The following is a 19189-nucleotide window of genomic DNA, read 5'->3' on the forward strand; positions in this document are numbered from 1 at the left end:
AGGTCCGATGCGCTACCCACTTCCCTACGCTTTCGCGCGCAGCCAGCAGCTGCTGCTCGAAGAAACGGACGACGGCCACCTGACGCTCTGGATGCCGACGGTGCCGCCACGCAGCGCGCTCGGCGAGGTGCTGCGCAAGTTCCAGGTGAAGACTTTCGAGCCCCTTCCGCCCGACCAGCTCGCCAAGCGCATCAGCGCCGCCTATGCGCAGGGCGAATCCAATGCGGCCGCGGTGGTGAGCGAAGTGCAGAGCGATGCCGACCTGTCGCGCATGATGCAGGAGCTGCCCGCGGTCGAGGACTTGCTCGAATCCGCCGGCGACGCCCCGATCATCCGCATGCTCAATGCGCTGCTCACGCAGGCAGCGCGCGACGGCGCGAGCGACATCCACATCGAACCCTATGAGCGGACCTCCTCGGTGCGCTTCCGCATCGACGGCACGCTGCGCGAAGTGGTGCAGCCCAACCGCGCGCTGCACGCGGCGCTGATCTCGCGTCTGAAGATCATGGCCGACCTCGACATCTCCGAGAAGCGCCTGCCACAGGACGGCCGCATCAGCCTGCGCATCGGCACGCGCGCGGTGGATGTGCGGGTCTCGACGCTGCCTTCGGCGCACGGCGAGCGCGCGGTGCTGCGTCTGCTCGACAAGTCCGAAAACAAGCTCACGCTCGAATCGGTCGGCATGCAGGGCGACACGCGCGCCCGATTCGAGCACCTGATCGGGCAGCCGCACGGCATCGTCCTCGTGACCGGTCCGACCGGCTCGGGCAAGACGACGACGCTCTACGCGGCGCTCGGCCAGCTCGATGCGAGCAGCAGCAACATCATGACGGTGGAAGACCCGATCGAGTACGAGCTGCCCGGCGTCGGCCAGACGCAGGTCAACGCGAAGATCGACCTGACCTTCGCCAAGGCGCTGCGCGCAATCCTGCGCCAGGACCCGGACGTGATCATGATCGGCGAGATCCGCGATTTCGAGACCGCGCAGATCGCGATCCAGGCGTCGCTCACCGGCCACCTCGTGTTCGCGACGCTGCACACCAACGATTCCGTCAGCGCGGTGACGCGCCTCACCGACATGGGCGTCGAGCCCTTCCTCCTGAGTTCGTCGCTGCTCGGCGTGCTCGCGCAGCGCCTGGTGCGCAAGCTGTGCCCGGTGTGCTCGGCGCCCGGTCCCGGTGGCGGCGAGGCGGTGCCCGTCGGATGCGACGCCTGCGGCCAGACCGGCTACCAGGGCCGCACCGGCATCTTCGAGCTGCTGGTGGCGGACGACACGGTGCAATCGCTGATCCACAACCGCGCACCCGAAAGCCAGATCTTCGTGGCGGCCGAGCGCGGCGGCCTGCGATCGATGCGCGAGGATGGCGAACGCCTGGTCAAGGCCGGCATCACCTCACGCGCCGAACTGCTCCGGGTCACGCGCGAATAACTCAGTCCGCCACGACGAGGTTCTTGGTCTGGGGATCGGTCACGATCTCGCGCACCTTGCCGGCCTTGTCGAAAACGACCTGGTATTCGGCGAAGCTGCTGATCCACATGCGCCAGATCTCGGCATCGAGCTTCGGGTTCTCGCTGCTGATGGGCCAGCCGACCGCCATCGCGACCTGTTCGCGCGTCATGCCCTTGGTCACGCGCGCCTCCCTGATGGCGGACTGGATCTTCGGCGGAAAGCTCGCGATCTTGGCGGCCGGGTCCTCCTGAACCACCCAGCGCTGGGCGAATCCGCCCAGGTCGATGTCACGGCTGTAGTCGTTGCCGATGTCCTGCTTGCCGCCGTTGACCTCGATGTGCACCCGGTAGCGGCCGTAACCCGTCACCTTCACCGGCGTGCCGACGGGAATGATGCGCTTACCACTTTCGGCATAGTTGCTGTCGCTGGCCCAGCTTCCGTCGGTGCGCAGGTTGCAGCACAGGTAGCCGCTGAAGGTGGGCTGCGCCCAGGCGGGAATGGCAAGGGTGCCAAGCAGAGTTGCAACGACGGCGAAATGGCGGATCGGCATGATGAACTCCTCCGACGGGTATTGCCCCGACAATGCGGGCTCGCGCATTCTGCAACCCGTCCCCCATGCCTGCCTATTCCTTCGAAGCCATAGACCAACAGGGACAGCCCCGCAAGGGCGTACTCGAAGCTGACACCGCCCGCAGCGCCCGCGGCATGCTGCGCGCCCAGTCGCTGATTCCGCTCGCGGTGACGGTGGTCGGCAGCGCCGAAAGCGGCGTACCGGCCGCCGGCGGCTGGAACCGAGTGATCGGCGGCGGCCGGGTCTTCAACTCGACCACGCTGGCCGTCTGGACGCGCCAGCTCGCCGGGCTGGTGTCGTCGGGCCTGCCGCTCGAACGCGCGCTGACCGCGCTCACCGACGAGGCGGAGAACGAGGCGCAGCGCAACCTCGTCGCCTCGCTGCGCGCCGAAGTCAATGCGGGCTCGCCTTTCGGCCGCGCGCTCTCGCAGCATCCGCGCGAGTTCTCTCCGATCTACACCGCCGTGATCGGCGCCGGCGAGCAAAGCGGCAATCTCGGCCTGGTGCTCGAACGACTCGCGGACGACCTGGAGCAGCGGCAGGCGCTGCAGCAGAAGCTGGTGGGCGCCGCGCTGTACCCGGCGATCGTGACCATGGTCGCGATCGTGATCGTCGTCTTCCTCGTGAGCTACGTGGTGCCGCAAGTGGCGAACGTGTTCGCCGGGACCAAGCGCGCGTTGCCGATCCTTACCGTCGCCATGCTCGCGATCAGCGACTTCGTGCGCAACTACGGATGGGCGATGCTGGGCGTGATCGTCCTCGCGGCCCTCGGCGGCAGGGTCGCGCTCTCGCGTCCCGCGCTGCGCGAGAGGTTCGACGCCGCATGGCTCAACCTGCCGCTGGTCGGCAAGCTCTCTCGCGGCTACAACGCGGCGCGTTTCGCGAGCACGCTCGCGATGCTGGCGACGGCCGGGGTGCCCATCCTGCGTGCGCTGCAGGCGGCGTCCGAAACGCTGGGCAACAGCGCCATGCGCGCCGACGCGCTCGATGCGCTGGTGCTGGTGCGCGAAGGCGCGCCGCTCGCTTCCGCGCTGGCGCAGAAGAAGCGGTTCCCGGGCATCGTCTCGATGTTCGCCCGGCTCGGGGAACAGACCGGCACGCTGCCACTGATGCTGCAGCGCGCGGCCAACCAGCTCGGCGCCGAAGTGCAGCGCCGTGCCATGCATCTCGCGACCATCCTCGAACCGCTCCTGATCGTGGCCATGGGCGGCGTCGTGATGCTGATCGTGCTCGCGGTGCTCATGCCGATCATCCAGCTGAACCAGTTCGTCAAGTAGCGTATGCCGGTCACTCTGGACAACAAATTTGTCGTCGCGATCTCCTCGCGCGCACTGTTCGATCTCGAAGAAGAGAACCGCGTCTTCGAATCAGGCGACCACGAGGGCTACATGCGCCTGCAACTCGAACGGCTGGACGTGCCCGCGCGGCCAGGCATTGCGCACGCGATGGTGCGCAAGCTGCTGCGCTTCAACGAAGACGGCGTGCAGCGGGTGGAGGTTGTGATCCTCTCGCGCAACGATCCGGTCTCGGGCATGCGGATTTTCCAATCGGGCGCGGCGGCGGAGATGCAGTTGCAGCGCGGCGTCTTCACGCAGGGACGGGCACCCTTCGGCTACCTACGCCCGCTCAACGCCGACATCTTCCTGTCAGCCAACCCGCACGACGTCCGCGAAGCGCTGACCGCCGGCTTTCCGGCCGCGCACGTGATGGTCGAGGCGGTGCGCGCCAGCGACCACTACCCCGACGAACTGCGCATCGCATTCGACGGCGACGCGGTGCTCTTCAGCGACGAGGCCGAGCGCGTATACCAGCGCGACGGCCTCGCAGCCTTCCAGCAGCATGAATCGAGCAAGGCCGACGAGCCGCTGTCCGAAGGTCCCTTCAAGCCCTTTCTCGTGGCACTGCACCGGCTGCAGCAATCGGGCACGTCGCGCATGCGCATCCGCACCGCGCTGGTCACCGCGCGCGGCGCACCAGCACACAAGCGCGCCATCCGCACGCTCATGAAATGGAACATCAAGGTCGATGAGGCGATGTTCCTCGCGGGCCTGCCCAAGGGCGAGTTCCTGCGCGAGTTCGAGCCCGACTTCTTCTTCGACGACCAGACCGGTCATGTCGATGCTGCCGCGCGCCACGTGCCCGCCGGCCATGTCGCGAGCGGCATCAGCAACGAGCGCTGAACCGATCCGCCGGGACCATGCACGCCAAGGTCATCCGGTATCTGGTCGAGGTCGTTCGCGCGGGGTCGATCCGCAAGGCGGCCGAGCAGCTGCATGTCGCGCCCACTGCGATCAACCGGCAGCTCCTCATCCTGGAGGACCAGTTCGGCACGCCGCTGTTCGAACGCATCCGGGGGCGTCTGCGGCTCACACCGGTCGGAGAGATCGTGCTGGCGCATGCGCGCGGCACGCTGCACGAATTCGAACTCGTGCGCCGGCGCGTCGAGGCCGTTCGCGGGCTGCACCAGGGCGAGGCGACGCTGAGTACCACGGCTGGGCTCGCGGGCTCGTTCCTGCCGACGGTCATCAGCCGGTTTCGCGCGCTGCATCCCGGCATCCAGCTCAGGGTGGTCGACCTGCCGATCGCCGCCGTGCTGCGCAGCGTCGCGGACGGTGACAGCGACATCGCGCTGGCCTACGACGCGCCCCACACGGCGGGCTTGCGCTCCCTGTTCACCAGCGACTGGCCGATCGGCGCCGTGGTGCCGCGCGGCCATCCGCTCACCGCCAACGCGACCACCGTGCTGGCCGAATGCATCGGCTACCCGCTGATCCTGCCCGCGCAGGCGCTTTCGATCCGGGGCATCCTCGACGGCGCCTTCGGCCGCTCGGCCATCAGCGTCTCGCCGATCCTGGAGAGCACCTCGACCGCGCTGATGCGCCGGCTGGTGATCGCCGGGGATGGCATCACCTTCCTCAACCGCCTCGACATCATCGAGGACCACCGCGACGGCTCGCTGGTCTTCGTGCCCCTGCGCGACGCCGTCCTGCGCCCCCAGACGCTCACCCTCGTGACGCGCGCCTCGACCCCGCTGGCGCCGTCCGCGCAACGGCTCGCCGACCAGATCGCCGACAGCCTCGACACCTTGCTGACGCCTTGACGGGGCCCCGGACGGAGCCTGAAACCGTCCACTTTTTTCGAACGCGGCGCGTCAAATATTGAGATGGCGCGTGCACGGACTCCTTTCCTAGACTGCGGCGGAGGTCACAACGAAAAAGGCGAATCCAGATGCAAGCCACCGCCCGCACGACCGCCGCAGGAGACAGCACACCGGTCGACCAGAAACTGCCTTGGGGCCGCTGCAGCGCCCTCGGGCTGCAGCACGTGCTCGTGATGTACGCAGGGACCGTCGCGGTACCGCTGATCGTCGGCGGCGCGCTCGGACTCTCGAAGGCCGACATTGCGTTCCTGATCAATGCCGACCTGCTCGCCGCGGGCATCGCGACGCTCATCCAGGCCCTGGGGTTCTGGCGCTTCGGCATCCGCATGCCGGTCATGATGGGCGTGACCTTCACCGCGGTCGGCCCGGTGATCGCCATCGGCCTCGACCCCTCGCTCGGGCTTCCGGCCATCTACGGCGCCACGATCGCCGCCGGCCTGTTCGGCGTTCTTGTCGCGCCCTTGATGGGGCGGGTGCTCGGCGCATTTCCGCCGCTGGTCACGGGGACTGTCATCACGCTGATCGGGGTCTCGCTGATGGGCGTGGCCATCAACTGGTCCGCCGGCGGACAGCCGTCCTCGACGCGCGTGGTGGACGGCGTGGCCCATTCCATCGGCAACCCGGCGTATGGTGAACCGGCCCATCTGGCGATCGCGGCGTCCGTCTTGCTCGTGGTGATCCTGATCACGCGATTCGGCAAGGGGTTGATCGCCAACATCGCGATCCTGCTGGGCATCGTGTTCGGCGTCGGCCTGTCGCTGGCCCTCGGCCGCATGCATTTCGACGGCCTGGACGATGCGCCGTGGATGGCCCTGACGACGCCCTTTCATTTCGGCATGCCGCGCTTCGAGGCGGCGGCAATCGTCTCCATGTGCATCGTGGTGCTCATCACGATGGTCGAGTCCACGGGCATGTTCCTCGCTCTCGGCAACATCACCGGCCGCAGAATCACCTCCGACGCACTGACGCGCGGCCTGCGCGCCGACGGCCTGGGCACGGTGATCGGCGGCGTGTTCAATACGTTCCCCTACACATCGTTCTCGCAGAACGTCGGCCTGGTGACCGTCACCGGCGTGCGCTCGCGCTATGTCGCGGCCATGGGCGGCGCGCTGCTGATCGGGCTGGCGCTGTTCCCGAAGATCGCGCATGTCGTCGCCTCGGTGCCGCAGTTCGTGCTCGGCGGCGCCGGCATCGTGATGTTCGGCATGGTCGCGGCCACCGGTATCCGCATCCTCGGCACCATCGACTACGAACGCGAGCGCCACGCGCTATACGTCATCGCGATCTCCATCGGCCTGGGCCTGATCCCCACGCTTTCACCAGGCTTCTTCCAGCACTTTCCGGCCTGGACACATCCGATCACGCACAGCAGCATCGTTCTGGGCACACTCGTGGCCGTCCTGCTCAATCTTTTCTACAACGGCGTGATGGCGCAGTCGCAATCCTTCGCGCTCGCCGCACGCACTTCCCACGGAACCGAATGACATGACCCAGGCTCTTCCTGCGCATCGACCGCTCATCCTCCGGCACGCCGAGGTGCTGGTCACCATGGACGCCGCACGCCGCGAAATCGCGGATGGTGCGGTGGTGGTCGAAGGCCCCGCCATCGCATGGACCGGCGCAACCGCCGAACTGCCCGCGGCGTACGCGGATGCGCTGCGCGACGGGCAGGCCGATTCGATCGACATGCACGGCCATGTGGTGCTGCCCGGCCTGGTCAACACGCACCACCACATGTACCAGAGCCTCACCCGCGCAGTGCCCGAGGCGCAGGACGCCGAGCTCTTCGGCTGGCTCACCAACCTCTACCTGCTGTGGGCGCGCATCACGCCCGAGATGATCCGCGTCTCGACCCGGACCGCGATGGCCGAGCTGATGCTGTCGGGCTGCACCACGACCAGCGACCACCTCTATCTCTTTCCGAATGGCTCGCGGCTCGACGACTCGATCGAGGCGGCCGATGCGATGGGCATGCGCTTCCACGCAGCCCGCGGCAGCATGAGCGTGGGCCGCAGCCTCGGCGGCCTGCCGCCCGACGAGGTGGTGGAGACGGAAGACGCCATCCTCCGCGACAGCGAACGGCTCGTCGATCGTTGGCACGACCCTTCGCGGCACGCGATGCAGCGCATTGTGCTGGCCCCTTGTTCGCCCTTTTCCGTTTCGCGCGACCTCATGCGCTTGTCGGCGGAACTGGCGCGCGAACGCGGCGTCTCGCTGCACACGCATCTGGCCGAGAACGACAACGACATCGCCTACTCGCGCGAGAAGTTCGGCATGACGCCGGCCGAATACGCCGAGGACCTCGGCTGGGTCGGCCATGACGTGTGGCATGCGCACTGCGTGAAGCTCGACGAGGCCGGCATCGCGCTCTTCGGCCGCACCGGGACCGGCGTCGCGCACTGCCCCTGCTCCAACATGCGCCTCGCCTCGGGCATCGCGCCGATCGGTGCGATGCGCCGCGCCGGCGTGCCGGTGGGCCTCGGCGTGGACGGCAGCGCATCGAACGACGGCGCGCACATGCTCGGCGAAGCACGGCAGGCCATGCTGCTGCAGCGCGTCGGCTTCGGGCCGTCGGCGATGACGGCGCGCGAGGCGCTGGAGATCGCGACGCTCGGCGGCGCGCGCGTGCTGGGCCGCGACGACATCGGCGCGCTTGCGCCGGGGATGTCGGCCGACATCGTGGCCTTCGACCTGAACGGCGTCGCGCACGCGGGCGCGGGACACGATCCGGTCGCGGCCCTGGTGTTCTGCCAGCCGGGCGCAGTCGCGCTGAGCGTGATCAATGGGCGCGTGCGCATTCGCGACGGCCGTTTCGAGAACTTCGAGCTCGCGCCGCTTCTGGCGCAGCATCGCGACCTGGCGCGCACGCTGTACGAGCGGGCGCGGCATCCACACACCGCCTGAAGCATCCTTTTTCAGCGCTACTTAAGACTGGAGCGCTGCTCGGCGGTAGCATGAAAGCAACGCGCCTTTCCGGCGCGCTTCCATGCCCACGCCATGAATTCTCCTGACGGCTCCAAGAACCTCCTTGCCACCCTGCGCCGCATTGGCGCATTGACCGCGCCCTACTTCCGCTCGGAAGAGAAATGGACCGCCCGCGCGCTTCTCGCGGCGATCGTCGCGCTCAATCTCGGCGTGGTCTACATGCTGGTGCTCAACAACCAGTGGTACGCACGCTTCTACGATGCCCTTCAGAACAAGGACCAGGCGGTGTTCTGGCGCGAGATCATCTTCTTCTGCTGGATCGCCGCCGGGTACATCGCCATCGCGATCCTCAAGTTCTACCTGACCCAGTTGCTGCAACTGCGCTGGCGAGCATGGATGACGCGCAGTTATCTCTCGCGCTGGATGGCCGACCACACCTTCTATCACCTGGAACTCGCGCGCTACGGCAAGAACAACGGCCAGTCGCCGGACAACCCCGACCAGCGTATCCAGGAAGACATGCAGCTCTTCACCGACTACACGATGACGCTGTCCATGGGCCTGCTCAACGCCGTCGTCACGCTGGTGAGCTTCATCGGCATCCTGTGGGGGCTGAGCGGCGACACGACGCTCTCGCTCTTCGGCAACACCTACACCGTGCCGGGCTCGATGGTGTGGATCGCCCTTGCCTATTGCGCGGCGGGCACGATCATCACCCACTACATCGGCCGTCCGCTGATCGGCCTCAACTACCAGCAGCAGCGCTTCGAAGCCGACTTCCGTCATCACCTCGTGCGGGTGCGCGAATACAGCGAAGCCATCGCGCTCGACCATGGGGAGCAAGTCGAACATGAACAACTCGAGCTGCGCTTCGGTTCAGTGCTCAAGAACTACCTGCAGCTGATCACGAAGCAGAAGAACCTCGTGGCGTTCACCGCCTCGTTCGGGCAGGCGTCCGTGATCTTCGCGTTCATCGTGCAGGCGCCGCGCTTCTTCAGCGGCGCGATCCAGCTGGGACAGCTGATGCAGGTCAACTCCGCATTCGGCCGCGTGCAGGATTCGCTGAGCTGGTTCGTCGACAACTACGACCGCGTCGCCGTCTGGCGCGCCACCGCCGACCGTCTCACCAGCTTCGAGGCCGCGATGCGGGCACATGCGAGCGAGACGAGTGCGCTCGAGCGCACGCCGGCGGCGAGCGGCGAAGGCCTGAAGGCCGCCGACGTCAGCGTCACGCTTCCCGACGGCGTACCGCTGATCCAGGGCGCGGCGCTCGCAGTCCAGCCCGGCGACAGCGTGCTGCTGCAAGGCCCGTCGGGCAGCGGCAAGTCGACGCTGTTCCGCGCCTTCGCGGGCATCTGGCCGTTCGCGAACGGCCGTGTCTCGATGCCGGCGAATGCGATGTTCATTCCGCAGCGCCCCTATGTGCCGAACGGCCGTCTGCGCGATGCACTTGCGTATCCGCAGCCGGCGAGTGTCTACACCGACGCGCAGCTCGTGCAGGCCTTGAAAGAAGCGATGCTGCCCGATCTGGCGGCGCGCCTCGACGACAGCGATGCGTGGAGCCAGAAGCTCTCCGGCGGCGAACAACAGCGCCTGGCGATCGCCCGCGTGCTGCTGCGCAAGCCGGCCTGGGTCTTCGCCGACGAGGCCACGAGCGCACTCGACGCCGAGATGGAAGAGACCCTCTATCACCGTCTCGCGGCCGGCGTGAAAGCTGCCGGCGGCGCGATGGTGTCGATCGCGCACCGCGCCTCGGTCGGCGCCTTCCACGACAGGCGCTGGACGCTGGTGCCCGAATCGAACGGCTCGGCCGCCCGCTACAGGGTCGAGGCGATGTAGCGCTCCCAGCCGCGGGCGCGCAGCTCGCAGGCTGGGCAATTGCCGCAGCCGTAGCCCCAGCCGTGGCGCTGGGCACGGTCGCCGAGGTAGCAGGTGTGCGTGTCCTCGACGATGAGATCGACCAGGGCCGGGCCGCCAATGCGGTGCGCCATCTCCCAGGTGGCGGCCTTGTCGATCCACATCAGCGGCGTTTCGATCAGGAGCCGCCGGTCCATGCCCAGCGACAGCGCCAGTTGCATCGCCTTCATGGTGTCGTCGCGGCAATCCGGGTAGCCGGAGAAATCGGTCTCGCACACACCGGTCACGATCACGTCGATGCCGCGCCGGTACGCCAGCGCGCCGGCGAGCGTGAGGAACAGCAGGTTGCGCCCCGGCACGAACGTGTTCGGCAAGCCATTGGCCTGCATCTCGAAGGCGATGTCCTGCGTGAGCGATGACGCGCTGATCTGCCCCAGCACATCGACCGTGAGCATGTGGTCCTCGCCGAGGCGCGGGTCCCAGCGCGGGAAGCGCTCTCGCAGCTGCTCCAGTACCTCGAGGCGCGCATCCAGTTCGATGCGATGGCGCTGGCCATAGTCGAAGCCCACTGTTTCGACACGCTCGTACTTTTCGAGCGCTGCCGCGAGACAGGTGGTCGAGTCCTGACCGCCGGAAAAGAGGACAAGTGCGGAGCTGTGCATGGTGATCTTCGTTCCCTGAAAGGGCGCGAGTTTGGCACCATCGGCCGCAGGCGCCTACTTCAGGCCGTTCGGTCCGGTTACAGGCGCATTCCGCCGGGAACCCCGCGGAACCGGCTCAGCCGGGCCGCCGGGGTTGCCCCCTGGAAGGGGGTGCCCGAGCCACACGAAGTGGGCGAGGCTGGGGGTAGGTCAAAGAAACCGTTCGAGCAGCTTGCGAGAGTGACGGTCCAGCGCCTTGACGTCCGGAATGCGGAACTGCAGCCCGTGCGCGCTCGCGATCAGCAGCGCGCCGCGATCCAGCCGACGGATGTCTTCCTCGGCCTTGAGCACGAAGCTGGTTTCGCCGCGATCGGTGCTCACGCTCCATGTGCTCGGCACGCCGAAGCTGGACACTTTGTGGAGCTTCTGCAGCGTCGGGGCGAAGTCTCTCGCCACCAGGTCCTGAACGAGCAGATCGCGCGTCGGCACGGGCAGGTCGGCAATCTGGTCGACCCAGACGAGTTCGCGCCCGTCCGGGCCCACCAGCGAAATGCCGCGGTCCGGTGCCGTCAGCGGAAAGGCGCGCACCGGCACGACACCTGCGTGATGCTCACCCTCGGCATCCGTCAGCACAAGGCGCCCGAAGGCATCGCGTTCGAGTTGAAAGTCGATCATGCTTCCCCCGCCGGATGGGCTGCGTGCGCGCCAAGCGCGACGGCCACGGCGCTGCGTTCGGCCGCCGCGCCGGCGCTTTCTTCTTCATCGGCCTGACGCAACTGCGCCTGGTAGAGCCGCCAGTAGGCGCCCTGCTTTTCCATGAGCGCATCGTGCGGGCCCACTTCGACGATCTCGCCGCGGTCCATCACGACGAGGCGATCGGCCTTGCGCAGCGTGGACAGCCGGTGCGCGATCGCGATGGTGGTGCGGCCCTTCACGAGGTTGTCGAGCGCCTTCTGGATTTCCTTCTCGGTCTCGGTGTCGACCGCCGAAGTGGCCTCGTCGAGGATCAGGATGCGCGGGTCGATCAGCAGCGCGCGCGCAATGCTGATGCGCTGCCGCTCGCCGCCCGACAGCCCCTGGCCGCGCTCGCCGACCAGCGAGTCGTAGCCATGCGGCAGTCGCAGGATGAAGTCGTGCGCATGCGCCGCGCGCGCCGCCGCCACGATCTCCTCGCGCGTCGCATCGGGCTTGCCGTAGGCGATGTTCTGGGCAATGGTGCCGAAGAAGAGGAAGGGCTCCTGCAGCACCAGCCCCACGTGCCGGCGATAGTCGGCCACCGCGAAACGTCGGATGTCGGTGCCGTCGACCTTGATCGCGCCGTCGGTCACGTCGTAGAAGCGGCAGATCAGGTTGACCAGCGTGCTCTTGCCCGAGCCGCTGTGGCCGACGAGGCCGATCATCTCGCCCGGCTCGATCACGAGGTCGAGGTCGCGGATCACCGCGCGGCTGCCGTAGCGAAAGCCAACATCGCTCATCTCGATGCGGCCCTGCACGCGTTCGACCTGCACCGGGTTCGCCGGCTCGGGCACGTTGCTCACATGGTCGAGGATGTCGAAGATCCGCTTGGCGCCGGCCGCTGCCTTCTGCGTGACCGAGACGATGCGGCTCATCGAATCGAGCCGCGTGTAGAAGCGGCCGATGTAGGCGATGAACGCTGTCAACACACCCACCGTGATGCGGCCGCGCGCCACCTGCCAGATGCCGAAGGCCCAGACCACCAGCAGCCCGACTTCGGTCAGCAATGACACGCTCGGCGTGAAGAGCGACCACGTCTTGTTGAGCTTGTCGTTGACCTGCAGGTTGTAGGTGTTGGCGGCGCGGAAGCGGTCGGATTCGCGCTGTTCCTGCGCGAAGGCCTTCACCACGCGGATGCCGGGAATGGTGTCAGCCAGCACGTTGGTGACCTCGCTCCATACCCGGTCGATCTTCTCGAAGCCCGTGCGCAGCTTGTCGCGCACCACATGGATCATCCACGCGATGAAGGGCAGCGGCACCAGCGTGACGATCGCCAGCAACGGGTTGATCGAGAACAGGATCACCGCCGTCATCGTGATCATCAGCACGTCGGTGAGGAAATCGAGCGCGTGCAGCGAGAGGAAGACGTTGATGCGGTCGGTCTCCGAGCCGATGCGCGCCATCAGGTCGCCGGTGCGCTTGCCCCCGAAGTAATCCAGGGGCAACGTCAGCAAGTGTTCGTAAGTGGTGGTGCGCAGGTCCGCACCAATGCGTTCGGACACCAGCGCCAGCAGGTAAGTGCGCGCCCACCCCAACGCCCAGCCGACCAGCGCCGCGGCCAGCAGCGCGCCGAGGAACATCACCACCTTGTGGACCGCGATCTGCTGCCCGTTCTGGAACGGGATCAGGATGTCGTCCATCAGTGGAATGGTCAGGTAAGGCGGAACCAGCGTGGCGGCGGTCGAGGCCAGCGTCAGCAGGAACCCGGTGATCAGTTGCTTGCGATAGGGCTTGGCGAAACGGCCGAGCCGCAGCAGCACCCAGGTCGAGGGCGGCGCCTGGAGTTCGGATTCGCCCGCCCCGTCCTCCGCGTCGGCGCCCGGCAGTGTCACTTGCGCGACACGCTCGGCATGCTGCTCGAACAGCTTGTGCACCCTCAGCGCTGCAGCCTGGTGTGCCAGGGTGTACCGCCACCGGGCCAGACGGCCCTTGTCATCGAGCAGGTCCAGCGTGCCGATGCCCGCATGGTCGGAAAGCTGCAATTCGAGCCCTTCCGCGGGAAGCGCCCACTCGAACCAGGCGCCGCCCGGATTGCGCACGAGCAGGCGCCGATCGGTCAGCGCGAGCAGGCCGGATGCGAAGCGCAGTTCCTCGTCAAGGTCAACCGGCAGCGTCGCCAGAACGTTTTCCGCGGGTAGGAGCCGGCTTTCCAGCGCCGCTGAAGCCTCCTCAGATTCGCCCCCCGGGGTGCCGACTGGATCGTGATGTTGCATTGTGTTTCTATATCTCCGGCCCGATGCCGGACCCTTCATGGCGCCCAACGGGCGCCGATTCTGACCGATCGCCATGGGCGCGCCTGAGGGCGCCGCAGTGCTCGGCCAAAGCACATCGAACGTTTTCATGACCCGTTTCGACGACATCCGACTGCTGCGCATCAACTATTTGCGCGGCCCGAACCTCTGGACCTACCGACCCGTGCTGGAAGTCTGGCTCGATCTGGGCCAGCTGGAGGAGCATCCGTCCAACACGATCCCGGGGTTCACCGAGCGGTTGACCGGCCTGCTGCCGGCGCTCATCGAGCACCACTGCGGCGTCGGCGAGCGCGGCGGCTTCATCCAGCGCCTGACCGAAGGCACCTGGGCCGGCCACGTGCTCGAGCACGTGGTGATCGAACTGCTGAACCTCGCCGGCATGCCGACCGGCTTCGGGCAAACCCGGAGCACCTCGGAACACGGCGTCTACCGGATGGTCTTCCGCGCGCGGGACGAGCAGGTCGCCCGCGTCGCGCTGGCCGAAGGCCACAAGCTGCTGATGGCAGCGATCAACAACGACCCCTTCGGCGCGCCCGACGTGCAGAAAGCGGTCGATGCGGTCAAGGCCAAGGTCGAGGACTGCTATCTCGGCCCGAGCACCGCCTGCATCGTCGGCGCCGCCACCGATCGCGGCATCCCTCACATGCGCCTGAATGACGGCAACCTGGTGCAGCTCGGCTACGGTGCCAACCAGCAGCGCATCTGGACCGCCGAGACAGACTACACCAGCGCCATCGGCGAATCGATCGCCAGCGACAAGGAGCTGACCAAGTCGCTGCTCGCGAGCTGCGGTGTGCCGGTGCCCGAAGGTCAGGTCGTCGCCGATGCCGAGGAAGCCTGGGAAGCCGCCGAGGACATCGGCCTGCCGGTGGTGGTCAAGCCCTCCGATGCCAACCATGGTCGCGGCGTCTCGCTCGAATTGAACACGCGCGAAGAAGTCATGGCCGCCTTCGCAGTCGCCGAGCCGGAAGGCAGCGACGTGATGGTCGAGCGTTTCATCCGTGGGTCCGAACACCGCCTGCTGGTGGTCGGCGGCCAGGTGGTCGCGGCTGCGCGCGGCGAGATCATCACGGTGACCGGCGACGGCCGCTCCACCGTCGCGGAGCTGATCGACAGCCAGCTGAACAGCGACCCCCGTCGCGGCGCGGAAGAGGAATACCCGCTGGACGTCATCGTTCTCGAGACCGACGCCAAGCTGCAGCTCGAACTCAAGCGCCAGGACCTGGGCGGCGACTCGGTGCCCGCCGCCGGCCGCGTCGTCACGATCCAGCGCAACGGCAACATGTCGATCGACTGCACCGACCAAGTCCACCCTGAAGTCGCGCATGCGGCGGTGCTGGCCGCGCGCGTCGTCGGCCTCGACATCGCCGGGATCGATCTGGTGGCGCAGGACATCGCGAGGCCGCTCCACCTCCAGGGCGGCGCGATCGTCGAAGTCAACGCCGGCCCGGGCCTGCTGATGCACCTGAAGCCGGCGGTCGGCTCGCCGCGCCCGGTGGGCCGCGCGATCTGCGACCACCTCTTCCCGGACGACGCGCCGGGCCGCATCCCGGTGGTCGGCGTCGCCGGCTCGCGCAACACCGCGGTGCTGTCGCGCCTCGTCGCATGGCTGATCGGCCTCGGCGGACGCCACACCGGCCTCGCCTGCCGCGACGGCCTTTTCCTCGAACGCCGCCGCGTCGATGCGCGCAACAGCGCCAACTGGGAAGCCGGCCACCGCCTGCTGGTCAATCGCGCGGTGCAGGCGGTCGTGATCGAGAACGGCGCCGAGACCATCCTGCGCGACGGCCTGGCCTACGACCGCTGCGAAGTCGGCATCGTGACCGACCTCGAAGGCTACGAAGCGCTCTCCGAATTCGACATCATCGAGAGCGACCAGATGGTCAAGGTGCTGCGCACGCAGGTCGACGTGGTGCTGCCCGAAGGCACCGCCGTACTCAACGCGGCCGATCCGCGCGTGGCCGGACTGGCCCCGCTGTGCGACGGCGGCGTGATCTTCTATTCGACCGACCCGCAGGCGGAAGCACTCGCCAGGCACCAGGCCGACGGCGGCAAGGCCGTGCTGATCCGCCAGGACCGCGTGGTGCTCGCCAACGGCGCGAGCGAGTCGTTCCTGCCCGGCCTCGGGCGCCTGACGATCTGGCGCGCGACGCATGCCGGCGTCAGCCTCGAAAGCCTGCTCGCGGCCGTTGCCGCAGGCTGGGCGATGGGCATTCCGTTGAACCTGATCGGTGCCGGCGTGGAAGCCTTCGAAGCCGACCTACAGGCGGCGCTCGCATCGTTGCAGCTTTCGCAAACGCTGCTGTCTCCTGAACAACAACTCGCCTGAGCTCATGGAAGTCATCCGTACCCGCGCCCTGCGCGGCCCCAACCTGTGGAGCCGCCACACCTGCATCGAGGTCGTCGTGCGCTGCGAAGGCGATGAGAACGCCGTCGAGCGGCTACCCGATTTCGAGAATCGCCTGCGCGCCCTCTTCCCCACCATCGGCGAGCTGCACCCCATCGTGCTCGGCCAGCCGCTGGCACTGGCGCACGTGCTTGAAAACGCCGCGGTGGCGCTGCAGGCGCAGGCCGGTTGCGCGGTGAACTTCGGCCACACCTCGCGCACGGTCGACGAAGGCGTCTACCAGGTCACCTTCCAGTACAGCGAGGAAGCGGTCGGTCGACTGGCACTCAAGCTGGCGCTGCAGCTCATCGAAGCGGCGATGCGCCCGGGCGGCGAATTCGATGCGACAGCGGCAATCACCGAACTGCGCGACCTCGACGAAGACGAACGGCTCGGCCCCAGCACCGGCTCCATCGTGGATGCGGCGGTCGCCCGCGGCATTCCCTATCGACGCCTCACCAGCGGCAGCCTCGTGCAGTTCGGCTGGGGCTCGAAGCAGCGCCGCATCCAGGCTGCCGAAGTCGACAGCACCAGCGGCGTGGCCGAATCGATCGCACAGGACAAGGAACTCACCAAACAGCTGCTCAATGCCGCCGGCGTGCCGGTGCCGCTCGGGCGCCCGGTCGAGGACCTCGAGGACGCCTGGGCCGCCGCGCAGGAAATCGGCATGCCCGTGGTCGTCAAGCCGCAGGACGGCAACCAGGGCAAGGGCGTCACGGTCAACATCACGACGCGCGAGCAGCTCAATGCCGCCTTCGCATCCGCCGCGCACTACGGCGAAGTGATGGTCGAGAAATTCCTGCCCGGCTTCGACTTCCGCCTGCTGGTGGTGGGCGATCGCCTCGTGGCCGCCGCACGGCGCGATCCGCCGCAGGTGATCGGCGACGGCACGAAGACGGTGCGCGAGCTGGTCGACATCGTCAACCAGGACCCGCGCCGCGGCGAAGGGCACGCGACCTCGCTCACCAAGATCCGCCTCGACGACATCGCCGTCGGCCGCCTCGAAGCGCAGGGCCTCACGCCCGACAGCGTGCCGACGCTCGGCCAGCGCGTGGTGCTGCGCAACAACGCGAACCTCTCCACCGGCGGGACCGCCACCGACGTGACAGACACGGTGCACCCCGAGGTCGCCGCCCGCGCCGTCGATGCGGCGCAGATGGTCGGCCTGCACATCTGCGGCGTCGACATGGTGTGCGAGAACGTGCTGCGCCCGCTCGAAGAGCAGCACGGCGGCGTGGTCGAAGTCAACGCGGCGCCCGGCCTGCGCATGCACATCTCGCCCTCGTTCGGCCGCGGCCGCGCAGTCGGCGAAGCGGTGATGGACACGCTCTACGCGCCCGGCGACGACGGCCGCATTCCGGTCGTGGCCGTGACCGGCACCAACGGCAAGACCACCACCGCGCGCCTCATCAACCACCTGCTCGCGAGCAGCGGCCTGCGCACCGGTATGACCAACACCGACGGCGTCTACGTCGACGGCCGGCAGACCGACAGCGGCGACTGCAGCGGCCCGAAGAGCGCGCGCAACGTGCTGCTCCATCCGGACGTCGATGCGGCCGTGTTCGAGGTCGCCCGCGGCGGCATCCTGCGCGAAGGCCTCGGCTTCGACCGCTGCCAGGTGGCGGTCGTGACCAACATCGGCAGCGGCGACCACCTCGGCCTGAACTACATCACGACGGTGGAAGACCTCGCGGTGCTCAAGCGCGTGATCGTGCGCAACGTCGCGCCCGGCGGCTATGCGGTGCTCAACGCAGCCGACCCGAACGTGGCCGCGATGGCGACCACCTGCCCCGGCAACGTGATCTTCTTCGCCGCCGACCGCCAGCACCCGGTCATGGCCACGCACCGCGCCCAAGGCAAGCGCACCGTCTACGTCGACCAGGACGCGGTGGTTGCGGCCGAAGGCTCGTGGCGCGAACGCATCCCGCTGCGCGACGTGCAGATCACGCGCAACGGCACCATCGGCTTCCAGGTCGACAACGTGATGGCCTCGATCGCCGCCGCGTGGGCCGTCGGCCTGGACTGGGACACCATCCGCAGCGGCCTCGCGAGCTTCAAGAACGATGCCGCCGGCGTGCCCGGACGCTTCAATGTGATGGACTATCGCGGCGCGACCGTGATCGCCGACTACGGCCACAACACCGACGCGATGCGCGCACTGGTGGCGGCCGTCGACACCATGCCGGCGAAGAAGCGCTCGGTCGTCATCAGCGGCGCGGGCGACCGCCGCGATTGCGACATCCGCGACCAGACCGCGATCCTCGGCGAGGCCTTCGACGACGTCATCCTCTACCAGGACGCCGCGCAGCGCGGCCGCGCCGACGGCGAGGTGATGGCGCTCCTGCGCCAGGGCCTCGAAGGTGCGAAGCGCACGCGCTTCATCGACGAGATCCGCGGCGAGTTCATCGCGATCGATTCGGCGCTCGCCCGCCTCCAGCCCGGTGATCTCTCGCTGATCCTGGTCGATCAGGTCGAGGAAGCGCTCGCTCACCTCGCGAAGCGCATCGCCGAGGGCTGAACGTCCGGGCGCATCCGCAAGAAGCGCCCACGATCGCTAACCGGTCTTGTCCGACACGAATGCGCGCCGGTGGGCGCTGGCCCCGGGCCAGCCCGCCTCACACACTTTGAACTCCTGGTACGGCCCTGCCGTGCCGCAGTGAAAAGGAGTGACCCATGAAGAGTGCTGTTCGTTCGTGTCTTGCCGTTCTTGCCGCTGCAGGTGGCTTGGCCATGGCGTCTTCGGCCCAGGCCCAATCCGGCTCCCTGCCCTGTGACGGCGTGATGCAGGACCGCGCCGCCTGCTTGCGCGAAAGAGGTGCGGCGGCCCAGACTGCGCGCCAGGGGGGCTTCCCCAAGGTGGACGAAGCCCAGCTGCGCCAGAACGCACTGGCCCGCTGCGGCCGCCAGCCCCCGGCCGACCAGGCGGCCTGCGAGCAACGCGTGCTCGGCACCGGGCAGACCACACTCACCGGCAGCGTGCTGGGCGGCGGCGTGATCCGCACGACCGAAACGCCGGTGCCCGTATCCGCAGCAACGGTCGCACCCCTGCCGGCACCTGTGCCCCAGGAGGTACCGATGCCCGCGACGCGGCCCGCGCCGATGCAGAGCCCGATGCCGATGCCTGCTCCGGCACGATAGGTTTCGCATCGACAAGCTACGCGCCCCGACTGTCACAAAACGGTAACAATGAGGCGGGGCCCGGTGGCTATATT

The 19189-nt window shown here is 67.9% G+C and carries 14 protein-coding genes; 10 read left to right on the forward strand and 4 right to left on the reverse strand.

Annotation, left to right across the window (positions count from 1 at the left end; all coding sequences use genetic code 11):
• Positions 1-7: 7 nt before the first annotated feature.
• A complete protein-coding gene (gspE, locus tag BLW05_RS15905) occupies positions 8-1429 on the forward strand; it encodes a type II secretion system ATPase GspE (protein WP_093163961.1) in 1422 nt (473 codons plus the stop codon).
• A 1-nt stretch (position 1430) separates the two neighbouring features.
• Here the strand turns inward: gspE and BLW05_RS15910 are convergent, their stop codons facing one another.
• Positions 1431-2000 carry a hypothetical protein gene (locus tag BLW05_RS15910; protein WP_093164093.1) on the reverse strand — a complete coding sequence of 190 codons (570 nt, stop codon included), beginning with the start codon at positions 1998-2000 and terminating at the stop codon, positions 1431-1433.
• Positions 2001-2065: 65 nt separating this feature from the next.
• On the opposite strand from BLW05_RS15910, the gene gspF reads away from it, so the two are divergent.
• From gspF to BLW05_RS15940, 6 genes are all read left to right on the forward strand, one after another.
• The gene (gene gspF / locus BLW05_RS15915) at positions 2066-3298 is read left to right on the forward strand and encodes a type II secretion system inner membrane protein GspF (RefSeq protein WP_093163963.1); all 1233 of its coding nucleotides are present in this window, start codon (positions 2066-2068) and stop codon (positions 3296-3298) included.
• Between the two features lie 3 nt (positions 3299-3301).
• On the forward strand, positions 3302-4201 hold the full coding sequence (locus BLW05_RS15920) for a 5'-nucleotidase (protein ID WP_093163965.1): 900 nt from the start codon (positions 3302-3304) through the stop codon (positions 4199-4201).
• 17 nt (positions 4202-4218) lie between these two features.
• Positions 4219-5121 carry a LysR family transcriptional regulator gene (locus BLW05_RS15925; RefSeq protein ID WP_093163966.1) on the forward strand — a complete coding sequence of 301 codons (903 nt, stop codon included), beginning with the start codon at positions 4219-4221 and terminating at the stop codon, positions 5119-5121.
• 128 nt (positions 5122-5249) lie between these two features.
• Positions 5250-6665 (forward strand): nucleobase:cation symporter-2 family protein, encoded by a 1416-nt coding sequence (locus BLW05_RS15930; protein ID WP_093163968.1) that lies wholly within the window; start codon positions 5250-5252, stop codon positions 6663-6665.
• 1 nt (position 6666) lies between these two features.
• Positions 6667-8085, forward strand: a complete 1419-nt coding sequence (locus tag BLW05_RS15935; RefSeq protein WP_093163969.1) for an 8-oxoguanine deaminase — start codon at positions 6667-6669, stop codon at positions 8083-8085.
• Positions 8086-8178: 93 nt separating this feature from the next.
• Positions 8179-9945: an ABC transporter ATP-binding protein/permease gene (locus BLW05_RS15940; RefSeq protein WP_093163971.1), complete on the forward strand. Its 1767-nt coding sequence runs from the start codon at positions 8179-8181 to the stop codon at positions 9943-9945.
• Here BLW05_RS15940 and queC read toward each other — a convergent pair.
• The 3 genes from queC to BLW05_RS15955 all read right to left on the reverse strand — a co-directional run bounded on the left by queC (position 9924) and on the right by BLW05_RS15955 (position 13552).
• A complete protein-coding gene (gene queC / locus BLW05_RS15945) occupies positions 9924-10625 on the reverse strand; it encodes a 7-cyano-7-deazaguanine synthase QueC (protein WP_177142668.1) in 702 nt (233 codons plus the stop codon). The two genes, BLW05_RS15940 and queC, sit on opposite strands and share 22 nt — an antisense overlap.
• 189 nt (positions 10626-10814) lie before the next feature.
• Positions 10815-11279, reverse strand: coding sequence for a cyanophycin metabolism-associated DUF1854 family protein (locus BLW05_RS15950; RefSeq protein WP_093163974.1), 465 nt, complete (start codon positions 11277-11279; stop codon positions 10815-10817).
• Positions 11276-13552 carry a cyanophycin metabolism-associated ABC transporter gene (locus tag BLW05_RS15955; RefSeq protein WP_093163975.1) on the reverse strand — a complete coding sequence of 759 codons (2277 nt, stop codon included), beginning with the start codon at positions 13550-13552 and terminating at the stop codon, positions 11276-11278. Before BLW05_RS15955 ends, BLW05_RS15950 begins: the two co-directional genes overlap by 4 nt.
• A gap of 73 nt (positions 13553-13625) precedes the next feature.
• Here BLW05_RS15955 and cphA (BLW05_RS15960) point away from each other — a divergent pair, with 73 nt between their 5' ends.
• The 3 genes from cphA (BLW05_RS15960) to BLW05_RS15970 all read left to right on the forward strand — a co-directional run bounded on the left by cphA (BLW05_RS15960) (position 13626) and on the right by BLW05_RS15970 (position 19115).
• Entirely contained in the window at positions 13626-15920 is a 2295-nt protein-coding gene (gene cphA, locus BLW05_RS15960) for a cyanophycin synthetase (protein WP_093163977.1), read from the forward strand.
• A 4-nt stretch (positions 15921-15924) separates the two neighbouring features.
• Positions 15925-18495, forward strand: coding sequence for a cyanophycin synthetase (gene cphA, locus BLW05_RS15965; RefSeq protein WP_093163978.1), 2571 nt, complete (start codon positions 15925-15927; stop codon positions 18493-18495).
• A 155-nt stretch (positions 18496-18650) separates the two neighbouring features.
• Complete coding sequence (locus BLW05_RS15970) at positions 18651-19115, forward strand: hypothetical protein (protein ID WP_093163980.1); 465 nt, start codon at positions 18651-18653, stop codon at positions 19113-19115.
• The last annotated feature ends 74 nt before the right edge of the window (positions 19116-19189 follow it).

The sequence above is a fragment of the Variovorax sp. YR216 genome, from assembly GCF_900107745.1.
In the GTDB taxonomy this organism is placed as follows: domain Bacteria; phylum Pseudomonadota; class Gammaproteobacteria; order Burkholderiales; family Burkholderiaceae_C; genus Variovorax.